16 protein-coding genes are annotated in these 14909 nt (G+C 41.0%); 15 read left to right on the forward strand and 1 reads right to left on the reverse strand.

Annotation, left to right across the window (positions count from 1 at the left end; all coding sequences use genetic code 11):
• The first annotated feature begins 51 nt into the window (after nt 1–51).
• The 15 genes from PV783_RS17395 to PV783_RS17465 all read left to right on the forward strand — a co-directional run bounded on the left by PV783_RS17395 (nt 52) and on the right by PV783_RS17465 (nt 13228).
• Complete coding sequence (locus PV783_RS17395) at nt 52–399, forward strand: DUF4134 domain-containing protein (RefSeq protein WP_420988956.1); 348 nt, start codon at nt 52–54, stop codon at nt 397–399.
• Between the two features lie 31 nt (nt 400–430).
• Nucleotides 431–808, forward strand: a complete 378-nt coding sequence (locus PV783_RS17400; protein ID WP_420988957.1) for a DUF4133 domain-containing protein — start codon at nt 431–433, stop codon at nt 806–808.
• Nucleotides 759–3215, forward strand: a complete 2457-nt coding sequence (locus PV783_RS17405; protein ID WP_420988958.1) for a TraG family conjugative transposon ATPase — start codon at nt 759–761, stop codon at nt 3213–3215. The genes PV783_RS17400 and PV783_RS17405 overlap by 50 nt, the downstream gene beginning before the upstream one ends.
• Nucleotides 3216–3361: 146 nt before the next feature.
• The gene (locus PV783_RS17410) at nt 3362–3913 is read left to right on the forward strand and encodes a conjugal transfer protein TraI (protein WP_420988959.1); all 552 of its coding nucleotides are present in this window, start codon (nt 3362–3364) and stop codon (nt 3911–3913) included.
• Complete coding sequence (locus tag PV783_RS17415; RefSeq protein WP_420988960.1) at nt 3910–4575, forward strand: hypothetical protein; 666 nt, start codon at nt 3910–3912, stop codon at nt 4573–4575. Before PV783_RS17410 ends, PV783_RS17415 begins: the two co-directional genes overlap by 4 nt.
• Before the next feature lie 6 nt (nt 4576–4581).
• A complete protein-coding gene (locus PV783_RS17420) occupies nt 4582–5220 on the forward strand; it encodes a TerB family tellurite resistance protein (RefSeq protein WP_420988961.1) in 639 nt (212 codons plus the stop codon).
• A 10-nt stretch (nt 5221–5230) separates the two neighbouring features.
• On the forward strand, nt 5231–6451 hold the full coding sequence (gene traJ / locus PV783_RS17425; RefSeq protein WP_420988962.1) for a conjugative transposon protein TraJ: 1221 nt from the start codon (nt 5231–5233) through the stop codon (nt 6449–6451).
• Between the two features lie 11 nt (nt 6452–6462).
• The gene (gene traK / locus PV783_RS17430) at nt 6463–7080 is read left to right on the forward strand and encodes a conjugative transposon protein TraK (protein ID WP_420988963.1); all 618 of its coding nucleotides are present in this window, start codon (nt 6463–6465) and stop codon (nt 7078–7080) included.
• Between the two features lie 3 nt (nt 7081–7083).
• Nucleotides 7084–7569, forward strand: coding sequence for a hypothetical protein (locus PV783_RS17435; RefSeq protein WP_420988964.1), 486 nt, complete (start codon nt 7084–7086; stop codon nt 7567–7569).
• A gap of 24 nt (nt 7570–7593) precedes the next feature.
• Complete coding sequence (gene traM, locus PV783_RS17440; protein WP_420988965.1) at nt 7594–8934, forward strand: conjugative transposon protein TraM; 1341 nt, start codon at nt 7594–7596, stop codon at nt 8932–8934.
• A 27-nt stretch (nt 8935–8961) separates the two neighbouring features.
• Entirely contained in the window at nt 8962–9801 is an 840-nt protein-coding gene (gene traN, locus PV783_RS17445) for a conjugative transposon protein TraN (protein WP_420988966.1), read from the forward strand.
• Between the two features lie 15 nt (nt 9802–9816).
• A complete protein-coding gene (locus PV783_RS17450; RefSeq protein WP_420988967.1) occupies nt 9817–11301 on the forward strand; it encodes a hypothetical protein in 1485 nt (494 codons plus the stop codon).
• A 32-nt stretch (nt 11302–11333) separates the two neighbouring features.
• Nucleotides 11334–11666 carry a hypothetical protein gene (locus PV783_RS17455; protein WP_420988968.1) on the forward strand — a complete coding sequence of 111 codons (333 nt, stop codon included), beginning with the start codon at nt 11334–11336 and terminating at the stop codon, nt 11664–11666.
• Nucleotides 11667–11782: 116 nt separating this feature from the next.
• Nucleotides 11783–12067 (forward strand): helix-turn-helix domain-containing protein, encoded by a 285-nt coding sequence (locus PV783_RS17460; RefSeq protein WP_420988969.1) that lies wholly within the window; start codon nt 11783–11785, stop codon nt 12065–12067.
• Between the two features lie 93 nt (nt 12068–12160).
• Nucleotides 12161–13228: a DUF5677 domain-containing protein gene (locus PV783_RS17465; protein WP_420988970.1), complete on the forward strand. Its 1068-nt coding sequence runs from the start codon at nt 12161–12163 to the stop codon at nt 13226–13228.
• 70 nt (nt 13229–13298) lie between these two features.
• Here PV783_RS17465 and PV783_RS17470 read toward each other — a convergent pair whose 3' ends face one another.
• A complete protein-coding gene (locus tag PV783_RS17470; protein WP_420988971.1) occupies nt 13299–14714 on the reverse strand; it encodes a site-specific integrase in 1416 nt (471 codons plus the stop codon).
• Nucleotides 14715–14909: the final 195 nt, after the last annotated feature.

A 14909-nucleotide genomic window follows, 5' to 3' on the forward strand; every position in this document is an offset into this window, starting at 1 on the left:
TTATATGAATGCCGGCTGCAACAGCAATGTGTGATTTTAAAAACTGTGTGTATGAAAGTGAAGTGGTTGAATTTAGAACAACACAAAAGAACAGTGTTGCTTGCCAGTACAACATTGTTACTGGAATTAGTGAATCTCTCTGTCATGGCCCAGGGACAGGCAGATGGAAAAGCTGGCATCAAGGAGGCCAGCGATAAAGTGAGGGGATATTTTGATACCGGCGTAGACCTTATGTACGGTGTAGGCGCGGTGGTTGGATTAATCGGGGCTGTAAAGGTCTATCAAAAATGGTCGAGTGGAGATCCGGATACCTCACGGGTTGCCGCCAGCTGGTTTGGTAGCTGCATTTTCCTTGTTGTAGTAGCCACGGTGTTGAAGAGCTTCTTTGGTCTTACCTAAGTGTGCAACAGTGTTTTCTTAAATCAATTTTATGGCAAACAGTATCTATTCTGTAAACAAAGGAATTAATCTCAGCATCGAATTCCGCGGATTGAAGGCGCAATATATCTGGTATCTGGCAGCTGGCATGTTAGCAATAATGATACTGTTTGCCATTATGTATGTATGTGGCCTGAACACTTACATATGTCTGGCGGTTGCTGGCGGCAGCGGTGCTGGGCTTACTGCGAAGGTTTACAAATTAAGTAACACATACGGTGAATTCGGGTTGGCTAAGAAGTGGGCAAGAAGACAGATTCCAACCTGTATACGTGCGGCTTATAGCCGGAATCTTTTTATGGGCAATTTAAATGTGAGTTATGGAAAGAGTGATGGAGGAAATGTTGCCAATAATGGCCGTAGAACATGATTGCATTTTATCAAAGAATGCAGATATAACTGTCGCGTATGAAATAGAGCTTCCCGAGATATTTACGCTGTCAGCGACAGACTATGAAGTGCTGCATCAGACATTTATCAAGGCAATAAAGGTACTACCACAATTTACTGTTTTTCATAAGCAGGATTGGTATATCAATAAGAAGTATACCGGAGATGGTGAAAAGGATATCGATTCCTTTCTGTCCCGCAGCAGCACCCGGTTTTTCAACGAGCGACCATTTCTTGATCACTCCTGCTTTATTATGCTGACGAAGATGGTAAATGACAGGAGGCCATCAACATCACTGATGTCAAATCTGTGCCGGAAGTCTATTATTCCGGCGGCGCATCAGAATGATAATGTACTGCGTGATTTTTTGGACAGCGCCGGTCAGTTTAAAAGTATTCTTGAAGGCAGTGGGCTGATGAAGCTAAAACGCCTGCAGGATGAAGATCTACTTAGTACGCAAAGAAAGGCTGGCATTATAGAACGGTATTGTAACCTTCTGCCTGACGCAAGTAACCCTGTTAGTAAGGATATTCTTTTTGGAGATGATATCCGGATTGGGGACGACTATCTGCAGATATATACCTTGTCCGACGCAGAAAGTCTGCCGGGGTTATGTGGCAGCAGGATCAATTATGATAAATATTCCAGCGACAACTATAAATATAGTATTGGTTTTGCCGCCAGCCTTGGTCAACTGTTATCCTGTAATCACCTGTATAATCAGTTTATAATTATCGGTGACCCGGCAAAGAAGATCCAGCAGCTGGAAAAGAAGCGGCTGCGGCTTCAGTCCTTATCTGCATACAGCCGTAGCAATGCCGTTGCCAGGGATGCTGTCAATGCTTTTTTACAGGAAGCTGTGAGTGATCAGCGTTTGCCGGTAAAGGCACATTTCAATTTATGTACCTGGTCTGCGGATAAAAATGAGCTGAAAGACATCAGGAACCAGGTGGCAACGGCATTTTCCGCACTTGACGCCTCTGCCAAACAGGAAACTATAGGTGGTCCTCAGCTTTATTGGGCGGCGATGCCGGGTAATGAAGGGGATTTTCCTCAAAATGACTGTTTCGATTCTTTCTGTGAACAGGCATGTTGCTTTCTGAGTTTAGAGACAGCTTATAAAAGCAGCATCAGCCCTTATGGTATCCGGCTGGGTGACAGGCAGACGGGCAAGCCATTGCACGTAGACATTACCCATGAGCCTATGAAGCTATCGCAGATAGCCAACAGGAATAAAATCGTCATAGGTGGTAGTGGTAGCGGGAAGAGCATGTTCATGCAATCGTTGCTTCGGAATTACTATGAACAGGGAGCGCATGTGGTGATCCTGGATGTTGGTGGTAGCTATGCTGGCTTGTGTAAACTGGTGAATGGTTATTATTTCAGTTATACGGAGGAATCCCCGATCAGGTTTAACCCGTTCTATATATCAGAGCATGATACCCTGGATATCGAAAAAAAGGAATCGATCAAAACCTTGCTATTGTCGCTATGGAAGCGGGAGAGCGAAACATTCAACCAGTCGGAATATGTGGCGCTGTCGAATGCCTTGCAGCTGTACTATGAAAAGCTGGATAGTGATAAATCTATATTTCCCTGCTTTGACAGCTTCTATGAGTTTTTACAGACTGAGTATGTGACAGTATTAGAGCGTGAGCGTGTTCAGCAGAAGGATTTTGACATAAACAACCTCCTGTATGTGCTGAAACCTTATTTCCGGGGTGGTGAATTTTCATACCTATTGAACGCAAGGGAGAACCTAAATCTACTGGAAGAGCGGTTTGTAGTCGTAGAGCTGGACAATATTAAGGACCATCCAATTTTCCCTGCCGTTACCCTGCTGGTTATGGAAATGTTTATTTCCAAAATGCGGAAACTGAAAGGTATCCATAAGGTAATTACCATAGAGGAAGCCTGGAAAGCCATTATGCGTAGCGGTATGGCGGAGTTCATGAAGTACTTATATAAGACTGTCAGGAAACATTATGGGGAAGCTATTACGGTAACACAAGAGCTGTCGGATCTGATTAGCTCCAGTATTGTCAAAGAGGCTATTATCTCCAATGCCGACTGCAAGATCCTCTTGGACCTCCGGAAATTCCAGAACAAGTTTCAGGAAATCCAGGCGATGCTTGGTTTGTCTGACAAGGCAAGAGATATGGTTCTTTCTGTAAACAGAGCAAATGAGCCGGGGCGGCGATATAGAGAGGTTTTTATTGACCTGGGTGGGCAGGTTATGAAAGTCTATCGCTTTGAACCATCGCCGGAGGAATACTATGCCTATAGCACGGAAGAATCGGAAAAGATAAAAGTGATGGCATACACTGATAGATACGGGGGAGATATACAGCGGGGTATCTCCGCATTAGTGCAGGATTTGAATTAACTGTTTAATCGTGATGTATGAAATGTGTGTATAGAATTTCGATCTGCCTTGTGCTTAGTTTCTGTCTTGTTATCCTGCCAACCCAAAAAAGCCAAGCAATTGTTTGGGTGGTTGTGAAAGCTGCTTTAAAAAAGGTCATACGTGCAATGGATCTCCAGGTACAGCGAATTCAGAATAATACTATTGTTCTACAAAACGTGCAGAAGACGCTGGAAAATACGCTTTCCAAATTAAAGCTGGAAGAAATAGGCAGTTGGACAGAGAAGCAACGGCAGCTGTATTCCGGATACTTTGACGAACTGTGGAAAGTCAAAAACGCCATTGCTACTTACAAAAAGATAAAAGATGTTGTACAACTGCAAGTAACGCTTGTAAATGAATACCAGCGGTCATTTCAGCTACTTAGGCAAGACAATCATTTTACGCCGGAGGAAATAGAGTACATGTATAAAGTTTACTCCGGCATACTATCCGAGAGTTTGAAAAATATTGATCAGCTGCAACTGGTGATTAATTCTTTCAGTACTAAAATGTCTGACGGGAAGCGCCTACAGATTATAGCAGATGCTGGCTCTCAGATCAGCGATAACTATACAGCATTAAAGCAGTTTACTACCCATAATATAGGTATAAGTATGCAGCGATCCAAAGGTGCGAGCGAGATAGAAATGGTGAAGCGGTTATACGGACTGCAATGATCTTATTAAATGGTGATGGTATGAAAATGTGCTTTTTGTTTTTATTGTTTATTTCAGTCTCCCCGGCATTAAATGCACAGACTTTTGATGAATGGTTCCGGCAGAAAAAGACCCAGCGGGAATACCTCCTGAAGCAGATCGTTTTGCTACAGCAGTATATGGGCTATGCAAAGAAAGGATATGATATTGCTCAGAAAGGTCTGACTACCATTTCTCAGATTAAGAACGGAGATTTTTCCTTGCATAGCTTCTTTTTTCGGGCTTTGAAGCAGGTTAATCCACTTATTTCAGAATATCCGAAAGCTGAAGCGCTACTTTCTTCTTTAACCTGGTCAGAAACCACCTGCAGGAACACAATCAGGAAAGTGAATTCATCCGGATTCCTTTCATCCGGTGACATAGAGTATGTCTTATCCGTGCTGGAGAATGCAAGGACCGAGAACGAAGAATCAATTAACGCTTTCCTGCTTGTAATCACTCCTGATAAACTTCAATTATCTGATGATGAAAGATTGAAAAAGCTGGATGAGCTATATGCGGAAGTATTGGACAGGCAGGCATTTATTAGCTCCTTTCGTGATGAGATTGGATTATTGGAAAAGCAGCGCAGATCAGACGTACAGGATATTGAGGTTCAAAAAATACTTTATGGGTTAAAATAGGTTTGTATGCGAGTATTGGGTTTTGTGATGTTGTTGTTTTTTTCTGTGCAACTGGTTCCAACACATGCTTCCGCACAGGCAGATGAACTCGCTCAATTGGCTTTAAATATTCAAAAGTTAAGTCAGCTGAAAAAGATTCTACAGAATATGTACGATGGATATAAGATTGTGAGCAAAGGATACAATACCGTTAAGGATCTTTCCAAGGGGAATTTTAATCTGCATGAAACTTTTCTCAATGAGTTGTTTGCTATAAACCCTGCTATCAAGAATTACAGGCGTGTTCCTGAAATAATCAGTTGTCAGGGTGCTATTCTGAAACAGTATAAAAGTGCATTTAGTGCTTTCCGGAACAGCAATTTATTCAGTGTGGAAGAACTGGAATACATGTCTGCTGTCTACGGTCAGATAACTAATGAAAGTTTAAAGAATCTGGATGAACTGATTATGATTGTAACCGCCAACAAGCTCCGTATGTCTGATGATGAGCGGCTAGATGGTATTGATCGGATTTTTTATAGCATGGAAGATAAATTACTTTTTCTCAAAGAGTTTAATTCTGGTGCGCAGATGCTGGGATTACAACGGGCAAAAGAAAGAAATGATATCGGCATGGTCCGTTTGCTACATGGTATCAGTGATTAAATAATTATGTATGAAAAGTGCAAGGTTGGTTTGTGTATTCCTGGTGGCAGGGATTATTTTTCCCGGATACTGTTATGCTCAGGGCATAGCAGATAGTATCGGTGGTCTGCATAGTGTGCTGGATAAGCTGTACGACGAAATGATTCCACTGTGTAGCGATATGATTGAGATCGGTCAGGCTATTGCCGGTTTTGGCGCTATTTGGTTTATATCCAGCAGGGTGTGGGGGCAGATTGCCCGTGCGGAGCCGGTGGACCTGTATCCGCTTCTGCGTCCTTTCGTTATAGCTGTGGCTATTGGCTTATATGTCCCGCTGGTACTTGGCGTAATGAATGGTATTATGAAGCCGGTTGCAGTAGCGACAGCGGGAATAGTTAAGAATTCTGATACAGCTATCGCGGTACTCCTGAAACAGAAAGAAGACGCGATAAAACGGTCTGATATCTATGAAATGTATATCGGCACCAACGGACAGGGAGATAAGGATAAATGGTATAAATATTACCATCCGAAAGATTCCACTAGAACAAATGAAGGCATGTTTGAAAGACTTGGCAATGATATAAAATTTAGCCTGGAACAAACCGCTTACAGTATCCGTAATTCTGTAAAACAGTTTCTTTCTGAAGCGCTACAGATTTTATTTCAGGCGGCGTCACTATGTATTAATACAGTTAGAACATTTTATCTCATCGTGTTGGCGATAATGGGGCCGTTGGTTCTCGGTATGAGTGTGTTTGATGGTTTCCAGCAATCATTGATTAGTTGGGTTGGCAGGTATATTAATTATTTTTTATGGTTGCCTGTTGCGAACATTTTCGGAGCGATCATCAATAAGATTCAGATCAATATGTTGCTATTAGATATTGAACAGATAAAGAAGTATGGAGACACATCTTTTGGGGCCAATGATACGGCTTACCTGATCTTTCTTGTCTTAGGCATCGTTGGTTACTTTACCGTCCCAAGTATAGCCGGATATATTGTTCACGTTACCGGTAGTAATCCGATGTTGCAGAAAATCACCGGCATCGCAACTTCAGCTGCCACAGGTGGCGCTGGCATGGCTGCCTCTCGGCTCGGCCAGGGCATTTCTAACGCATACAATGCTCCTAAAAACTTCAATGAGGGGTACACCGGCAAGAATCCAGGCTCCGGAGTGATGGCAGATATTGGCCGGGTTGCCGGATTGGGTGGTTCCCATTTGTATGATGAATTAGCGGGTAAGTAAAACATTGTGCCATGTTCAGACAATTGAGAAATATAGATACTGCCTTTAAGTACATACGTAGTTTCACTATTGCAGTCATTATAAGCAATCTTATTATTTCCTGCTTCTGTTATTACAAAAGCTATCAGCTGGCAGCAAAAGTTCAGGGAATGATATATGTGCTTTATGGAGACAAAGTGATTGAGGCTTTTGCTGATGATCGTAGAAATTATCTCCCTGTAGAAGCCCGGGCACACGTAAAAGATTTTCACCGGCTGTTTTTTACTCTTGATCCGGATGAGAAAATTATTCAATCAAATATTGCGAAATCTATGTACCTGGCTGACGCATCAGCCAGAGAGAAGTACCGCAGCCTTAAAGAGAGCGGGTTTTATACCAGTGTTATCTCCGGCAATGTGAGCCAGCGTATAGAGGTTGATAGCGTAAATGTGGATTTTAATCAGAAACCATATTATTTTAAATGCTACGCAACACTTCAGATCCGGAGGCCAACCAGTATCACCACTAGAAGCCTTATTACTGAAGGTTATCTGCAAGATGCAAAGAGTACGGATAATAATTCTCACGGGTTTTTAATCCTGCACTGGTCAATACTCCGGAATGATGATATTAATGTGATAAATCGCTGAGTTATGAGGTGGAGATGGAAAGTGCCCAAGAATGAAAAGGGAAAAGGACAGCAGGAAATTCTTTATAGGTGGCTGGATGTGCTTATCCAAAAATATTTCCCGGCTATCAGAAAGTATACAAATTTATTTTCGGATAGATTGAACCGGCTGCCTAAAAGGTATTTGAAGGTTATTGTTCTCTGTTTCTTTGGGCTTGGTACATGTGCTTTTATATATATCGGGCTTAGCAGAGATGCTCCGGGTAATAGTTTGAAAATTAAGCCGTATTCAATAAGTCGCCCAGCCAATATAATATCAGCCGATCCGGTTTATACGCCGGCAGATTTGAAAAATAGTACGAGCTATCGCAGCATAGTCCGATTTAGGTATTATCTCGATAGTCTGAGAGCTGTACCGAATGGCGAAAAGACCATCGACATCCTGTACACCAGGCATCCTGGCATCTTTGATAGCCTATTGCTGGTTGATAAAACAATAGGATTGCCCTAAATGTGTCATCGAAAAATGTGAGTTATGGAAAAGACGCAATCATTATCAGAAGAATATTTAAGAAAAAGAAGATTTGCTGTTATTGCACCTCTTATAATATTTCCCTTTGTAACCGTCATCTTTTCGCTTTTAGGAGGTGGTAAGGGAGTTGCAGCACCCATGCAGCACGGTAAAGACGCCTTTAATTATGAATTACCGGCGCCTATTCTCCAGGATGATAGTCGTATGGGTAAAATTGATTATTACGAAAAGGCAGATCGTGATTCTGCCAGATGGAGGGAAATAGCCAAACGAGATCCTTATTATGACAAGATGAGTGGAGGCAACGCTGCCGGTGTTCATGATTTAGATTTTAATACCTATAAAAAGGAAGCCGGTGTAAATAATCCGTTAAATGATGGAGCAGTTGAATCCCCTTATTCAGATAATAGCGAACCGGATAAAAATGTTATCCGGGTGCAGCAAAAACTGGCACAGCTTAATAAAGAGCTTCAACGTAAGGAAGATATAAAACCTCTCAACAAAGAGAGCCTTTTGCCCGCAAAAGATTCTCCTTCCGTTATTCCTGCAGTGTCCTCCGAGGTCGGGCAGCTGGAAAAAATGATGCAGGTATTGCAGGATGGTTCTCAAAGCGATCCGGAGATGGCAAAGCTGGATGGAATGCTGGATAAAATCCTTGACATACAGTATCCGTCTCGTATCCAGGATAAAATGAAGAAGCAGTCAGCCGAGCATAAGCAACTTGCTTATCCTGTTAACCATTATAGGGACGATGTGCTTCCTGTTTCATCTCTTCAACCCGCACTTCTTGAAAGTAACCGTTATCCTGGCGATTCTCTGGTTATTGGTCATCAGCCGCCAAACAGATTTTATTCTGTTGATGATGATATTGCATCCGCGGAGGAAGATAACGCTGTCTCAGCGGAGATTCCGGAATATCAGACGTTGGTATCTGGATCTACCATAAAGATGCGTATCACCAGTGATGTTTATATAGCTGGTCGGTTAATACCCAAAAACAGCTCTGTATATGGTGCTGCCTCGATTAATGGTGAGCGGCTGCAGGTTGAAATTAACTCAATAAGAATAGATAACTCCATCCTTCCCATATCACTGTCTGTTTACGATCTTGATGGTATGGCCGGCATATATATTCCCGGTGCTATCGCCCGTGATGTTACAAAAAACTCCGCAGATCAGGCAATACAGGGAATACCTATCATGTCCATGGACCCTTCTTTAGGAGTGCAGGCCGCGAGCGCCGGTATTGAAACAGCAAAGTCTTTATTGAGTAAAAAAGTCCGATTGATCAAAGTTAATATAAAGGCCGGCTACCAGGTGTTACTGAAGAACCGGCAGAGTTGATATTTTCTTACAATAAAATTCCTAGTGATGATGAAATGTGTGATTGGATTTGCAGGTATACTCTGCATGATAGGAAGTGGTGTTGTACAGGCACAGACACCAGATTATCGAAATATTGAACCGATGCGTTTATATGTCGCATACAGTAAGACGTCCAATATTATTTTCCCTTTCGCTATCAGCAGCGTTGATCGCGGCAGCAGGGATCTGATGGTACAGAAGGCTAAAGGTGTAAAAAATATATTGCAGGTGAAGGCAGGCAAGGAAAATTTTCCCGAAACTAATCTGAGTATCGTTACAGAGGATGGTAAGTTCTATTCTTTCCTGGTGGGATATGACAGTACTCCATCAGTTTTGAATCTACAGTTTCCAAAGTATAGCCAAGATGCCAGCGAGGAAACAGCAAGTTTATCCAAGGATACATTGAATGCTGCTGATGTAGAAAGAACAGCTGACTTGGTAAAGATCAGCAAAAGAAAGCATCATGGGCCACACGACAGGAAATTTGAGATTGAGGCGCAGCTGACCGCAATCTATATTAAAAATGATCTGTTTTACTTTCAGGTATTCCTGGAAAATAGATCTTCCATCAATTATTATACTGATCAGCTAAAATTTTCTATCAGGGATAGAAAGATTGCCCGACGTACGGCTCACCAAGAGGTTGATGTAATCCCCCGCTATATTGCCGGAAATGCTAATCTAATCAAGGCGAAGGATAATGGAGTTTTAGTATTTGTCGTCCCGAAGTTTACCATCCCGGATAAAAAGCAACTCTTCCTGTTTCTCTCTGAAAAGGATGGCGGGAGAAATCTTAAACTAAAGATTAAGAATCACCATTTGATCAATGCTGTCCCAATTATATAAATAAAAAGTTTGTGTATGGCAAATAACATTGAATACAGAGGTGGTGATGATAAGGTGATCTTTATTCCAGACCACGTTATTGATTCCTATAAGGTTGTTAAACATACCCATCCTGGTCATTTGGTTTATGAAACCGGGCATCAGTTATATAATATTAGCAACCATAATGATTATCAAAGTGGCTATAAGGGATTGTTTGATGCCATTAAAGATGAACCACTTCCGGTACACGGCTTCGTAGCTTTTAGCCTGTATGCTACTTATCAGGGTGCAATAATGAAGTATGAATATGACGGAGAGATTATGGGTGATACTGGTTTCTATGTAGCCAGTGCATTTCCTCCCAATCGTTGGAATGATCAGCAATGGACCGTAGAACAGGTTTATAACCCTTCTGCGCCTTTTGCTCTTAAATATCCGGCAGGATACTACTCGGATGAACTCCGTTTTGATGGACCGGATGTGTCGATCAATAAGGATATATACGATTTAATGCAGCAGGAATACAATAAGGGAAATGTCTGGATGGCGTTCGATACAAGAAAAGGTGACTTGACCGTAGATGATTTTGCCTTTTCGATAAATAAATGGGGAGCAGAACATAAATCAGTGAATCTGGGCGAGGAATATAGTGTTAAGGAGGTAGTGGAATTGAAATCAATCCCGATGGCAGTAAAAGGGATTATCTATGGTGTTCCTTCAGTAGAATGGTATGAAAGTGTTTCTCCCGTATTACTAACTAACAAATTTATCAGCGAAATGAGTGAGAAGGTATTGGAGTATCATAAGAATGATCTTCGTAAAATCGGTGCAGGGAATTCGCTTGATGATGCCCTGGCAATAAACATAAAAAGCGGTAAGCCGGAGTTTAAATTATATGACACAAAACAGTTCGGCGAAGATTTAGTTGTTGTCACCTTTCCTTATAAACGATCTACCAGGGAAGGCAGTGACCTCGTTTTCCGGAACGGAATGGAATTATTGGTACGCCCCAAGGTTGGAGAAATTCAGAAACAAACTTTTGTTATCGGAAAGGATGCCGGCAACGTTACCATAAAAAATGCTTACAATGCTATGCAGCAGCGATCTTTTCTTCTGAATAAGGACACTAATGAATGGGCATATCTTAATTTCAAAGAAACGGACAAACAGGGTAATCATCCTCTTGAAACCGTTAAGGGCTTTGATATCAGGAAAGTCGCAGGGCCGCTGCCGATCAACGATCTGAAAGACCCGGAAAAAGCAGACGATCTATATGCTTCACTGGAAAGAGGGAACAGACAGCATGTGCAGGCTGGCGAAAAGTCTTTTTTTATTGAAGCATCACCCAAGCATGACACGCTACGTGTTTATACTGCCAGCCTACAAAAATCAAGTATTGAAGAATTAAAGAAGGCTGCCGGTATCAACCAATCCACTGACCAGGTGAATAAGCAGGGTGTTGCTAACGATGCTTCTTCACAGAAGCAGGAGCGGCAAAAAGGGCCATCGATAAGCTAAACTAATTATTGTGAAATTGAAAATGTGATGATATGGAAAAAGCAAGGGACAGGCTTGCAGCATTGTATGCTGTCATAAAAAATGACAATAAAATCGGCGCTCCGCATTTAAGTCTTTATCTGGCCTTATTCCAGCTATGGTGTATGAATGACTTCGGCGAACCGGTTTCAATAGATCGTAAAGAGGTGTTGGAACTGGCTAAAATAAGTAGATCCACCTACCAGCGATGTATCAATGACTTGCACGACCAGGGATATATTAAGTATATACCCTCTTACCATCCGATACTAGGAAGCATTGTTTATATGTCCGAGTGGACTGGTGGAAATTCTCCAAACAATGCACCAATCAGATTACATGGGTGAAAAGGACGCCGGTTTGTAGGAGTACGCCGGCCAGCGATAGTCCATGTAGACGGGGATAACCTGCTAAAGCCCCGTGTGGGGCTTTAGTTATTGTATGCTGTTATAAATATTGTGCTATGGGTGTGGTTGAAATAGTGACGAAAGATGATCTGGCTAATTTTAAGAAAGAGCTTCTCCAGGAAATAGAAGCGATGTTATCCAGGTATAAGCCGGAAGAACCCAAAAGGTGGCTTAAAACCTATGAAGTAAAGAAGATGCTGGGGCTATCAGCAGGGACATTGCAGACTATGAGAAATAATGGGACGCTGAAGTTTTCGATGATCGGGAATTTAGCTTACTATGATTATAGTGAGATTATGGAACTGATGGAGAAAAGGAGAATATCTAAAGGTCGGTTGTAGGTATAATTTGTCATTTCGGTAAGAATTATTATTATTTTCATAACTTTTACCTGGCAGCAGATACCTTTAATCACCCCAACCAAGCAATTAAATATGAAACGAAATAGTTTTAGTGGCCTTTTGATAGAAAATATTCAAGAGTTGTATTCTAATTTTATTACGGAAGCTCAATTGGATTCAGGGTTGGGCAAAGATGTTTATTTATCTTATGTCAATGAGAATTCAGATGAATTTAACGAGGTATTTGAGAAGTATATTATAGAAGAGAGTAATAGAAAGTTTACAATCCAGTATGATAAATTTTTTAATTTATGTTTGGATAATCAACGCACTAATTCTGCATTGAATAACTCTAGCCTTAGTCACTTCTTTTCCTATATTAATACTTGCCATGTTGTATTGAAGAATGTTGAGAAGGTCATCACAGGAAATAAAGTTTCGACATCGGATGTTGTACTTTTAACTTTGTATGGATTCATGTTACGGCAGGCAGATCAAATTGGACATATGCTTTTGTCAGGCTACAATGATGGAGCTTTAGTTCTTTGGAGATCATTTTATGAATATGCTCTAACTCTTAAATTATTATGTGATAAAGATGAGGAAGATTTAACAATGCGGTTTTATCATCATAGAATTAGAAACCTTAAAAAGCAAATGGAGAGTTATCAGGAGCGTCTTGAACCTTTAGGCTTCCGGGTTTTGGAAGATGAGAAGAAAAATGATATTGATGATTTTTTTGATACAATCGCTTCCCAACACGGTAAGAAGTTCTTAGATAATGAGTACGGCTGGGCGGATCATTTGTTTCCAGGAAAGAAACGTGCAACTGCAAGGGATTTAGAAGATCTTGTTGATTTTGGCAGGTATCGTGCGTTCTATATAAAAGCATCTGGATATGCGCATACTGGATTTGCAAATATTCAGGAATATCAGCGAGATGATAATTTTGCTCTTGATATTATCACCTTTCAAACTACTGATATTAGAAAGTTAATAGACCCTATGCAGCTTACAATAGCGGTTTTTCATGATGTCAATATAAGTTTTCTCGAATTGTTGTCAGATGAAGTTGAATTGGATATTAATATTAAAGTATTAAAAAAAATATCAGACAATTTGATGGATTCTTTTGATTTAAAGAGTACCAGTAACTCTTGAAAGTAATGCCGGTATATTAAATTCAATCCTTGAAATAGCCCATTGGTGAGCTATTTCAAGGCAAATTATTTTACCGGCCAATCTCTTCATATTCTAAGTGAAGGACCGGATTTTTTATTTTCGGACTTGTATCGATAATTTCCATGAGTTTAGGCATTAGTACTGTTGTGAATACTTTCTCCAACACATTCGGCGCAATCTGCTCCAGAAGCAATGCAAACTGTTCTTCATTTATACCCTGCATCCCGAGCGTCTGACCGCTGTTGATCTTCTGCTGTACACGTTGCATATACATCAATACCAGGGGATTTCCTACCCGTGCATAAATCATGGTGGTAGCCAACTTTTCATGTCCCATCATTATTTGCACTACCTCCGGAGGTACGCCCAGCTGCATGGTTACAGTGGTGCCGAATGTATGTCTAGCCATGTAAGGATGAAGTTCCACTGAAAATCCGCATATGAGACCGATAACTTTCAGGTTATCATTTAGAACCTTGTTGCTTACATAATGAAACACAGTTTCTCTATATGATGCACCTGCTTCAAGACCGTATTCTTGAATTATTTCCTTTGCCTTCTCTAAAAGTGGTACCCATGCTGGTATTTCACTTTTTACCCTGGTATAGGTCATCCAGATGTTTCCGTTTATGTCCGTAGATAATTGCCCTGGTTGGAGGGATTGCACATCTATTGGGGCCATGCCGGTATAACAGCAGAAAACAAAAATTGCCCGTACGAGCTTATGTATTGGATTAACAAGGATTACATCTTCAACGATGCGTAGTTGTTCCCACGTTAGATATTCTGTTTCTTTCCGTCTGAAATTGACTGAAAAATCACTAAGGGCGTCCTTTTCACACCAGCCGTTCTTTCCTGCCCATTTAACCATCTTTTTAACCCTCTCCATGTGCTTCATGGCTCCATTCTTATTACAAGGATCATTTGGCTTAATCGGATTTTGAAGTATGTAGGTATACAGGCCGTCAATGAAATTAAAATTAAGATGGCGAAGGGGGATATCACCCGCAGCGTATTTCCATTTACAGTATCTTTCTACATAGCCGTTTGTAGCGCCATAGTTCTTGATGCTTCCTTTTTTAATCTCTGTTTTAAACTTTTCATAAGCGATTTTGCAGAGTTGGAGCATGGTGACTTTTTGAATGTCAGGGCCAATGCCGAGATAGCAATTTTTGATATTCTCGGCTGTCAGCACACCTTCCTTCAATTCAAGATCCTGGAAAATGCCTGTTAATTTTGATTTTACTTTTTCCAGATAAGTGGCGAATTCCTTTAATTCCTTTGAGGTAAGGTAGGGGCCACCTTTTTCTGCATCCCAATTTTCCAGTTGAAAACTACCCTTGATTGTAAGTTCTCTTTCCGGAGAATTGTTACAGGCAATTCTTGCGTACACCGAGTAGTCTTTTCTTTTGTTCTTGTTTTGGCGCAGGGCATAGCGTACGCCGAAAGTGTTTTCACTTCTCATTTCTTCTTCATTTTAAATGGACAAATCATGTTCTCTGGATCGTGGCTCACAAGCCCAAAAAATGAGTAGAAACAAAGCCGTTGATATCATTTGAAATAAGATGATATCCTTTGTAATAATTTGAAATGCAAATTAATACATATGACGAGGAATCTACGTAGAGTAGGTAAAGTTACTCTGAAACCTACTCACGGT

This window comes from Chitinophaga sp. CC14, from assembly GCF_048957795.1.
In the GTDB taxonomy this organism is placed as follows: domain Bacteria; phylum Bacteroidota; class Bacteroidia; order Chitinophagales; family Chitinophagaceae; genus Chitinophaga; species Chitinophaga ginsengisegetis.

What these genes read in the sequence shown, in the direction of transcription:
- PV783_RS17395 (WP_420988956.1), top strand. Translation starts at nt 52, where the DNA reads ATGAAAGTGAAGTGGTTGAATTTAGAACAACACAAAAGAACAGTGTTG.
- PV783_RS17400 (WP_420988957.1), top strand. Translation starts at nt 431, where the DNA reads ATGGCAAACAGTATCTATTCTGTAAACAAAGGAATTAATCTCAGCATC.
- PV783_RS17405 (WP_420988958.1), top strand. Translation starts at nt 759, where the DNA reads ATGGAAAGAGTGATGGAGGAAATGTTGCCAATAATGGCCGTAGAACAT.
- PV783_RS17410 (WP_420988959.1), top strand. Translation starts at nt 3,362, where the DNA reads ATGGATCTCCAGGTACAGCGAATTCAGAATAATACTATTGTTCTACAA.
- PV783_RS17415 (WP_420988960.1), top strand. Translation starts at nt 3,910, where the DNA reads ATGATCTTATTAAATGGTGATGGTATGAAAATGTGCTTTTTGTTTTTA.
- PV783_RS17420 (WP_420988961.1), top strand. Translation starts at nt 4,582, where the DNA reads ATGCGAGTATTGGGTTTTGTGATGTTGTTGTTTTTTTCTGTGCAACTG.
- traJ (WP_420988962.1), top strand. Translation starts at nt 5,231, where the DNA reads ATGAAAAGTGCAAGGTTGGTTTGTGTATTCCTGGTGGCAGGGATTATT.
- traK (WP_420988963.1), top strand. Translation starts at nt 6,463, where the DNA reads ATGTTCAGACAATTGAGAAATATAGATACTGCCTTTAAGTACATACGT.
- PV783_RS17435 (WP_420988964.1), top strand. Translation starts at nt 7,084, where the DNA reads ATGAGGTGGAGATGGAAAGTGCCCAAGAATGAAAAGGGAAAAGGACAG.
- traM (WP_420988965.1), top strand. Translation starts at nt 7,594, where the DNA reads ATGGAAAAGACGCAATCATTATCAGAAGAATATTTAAGAAAAAGAAGA.
- traN (WP_420988966.1), top strand. Translation starts at nt 8,962, where the DNA reads ATGATGAAATGTGTGATTGGATTTGCAGGTATACTCTGCATGATAGGA.
- PV783_RS17450 (WP_420988967.1), top strand. Translation starts at nt 9,817, where the DNA reads ATGGCAAATAACATTGAATACAGAGGTGGTGATGATAAGGTGATCTTT.
- PV783_RS17455 (WP_420988968.1), top strand. Translation starts at nt 11,334, where the DNA reads ATGGAAAAAGCAAGGGACAGGCTTGCAGCATTGTATGCTGTCATAAAA.
- PV783_RS17460 (WP_420988969.1), top strand. Translation starts at nt 11,783, where the DNA reads ATGGGTGTGGTTGAAATAGTGACGAAAGATGATCTGGCTAATTTTAAG.
- PV783_RS17465 (WP_420988970.1), top strand. Translation starts at nt 12,161, where the DNA reads ATGAAACGAAATAGTTTTAGTGGCCTTTTGATAGAAAATATTCAAGAG.
- PV783_RS17470 (WP_420988971.1), bottom strand. Translation starts at nt 14,714, where the DNA reads ATGAGAAGTGAAAACACTTTCGGCGTACGCTATGCCCTGCGCCAAAAC.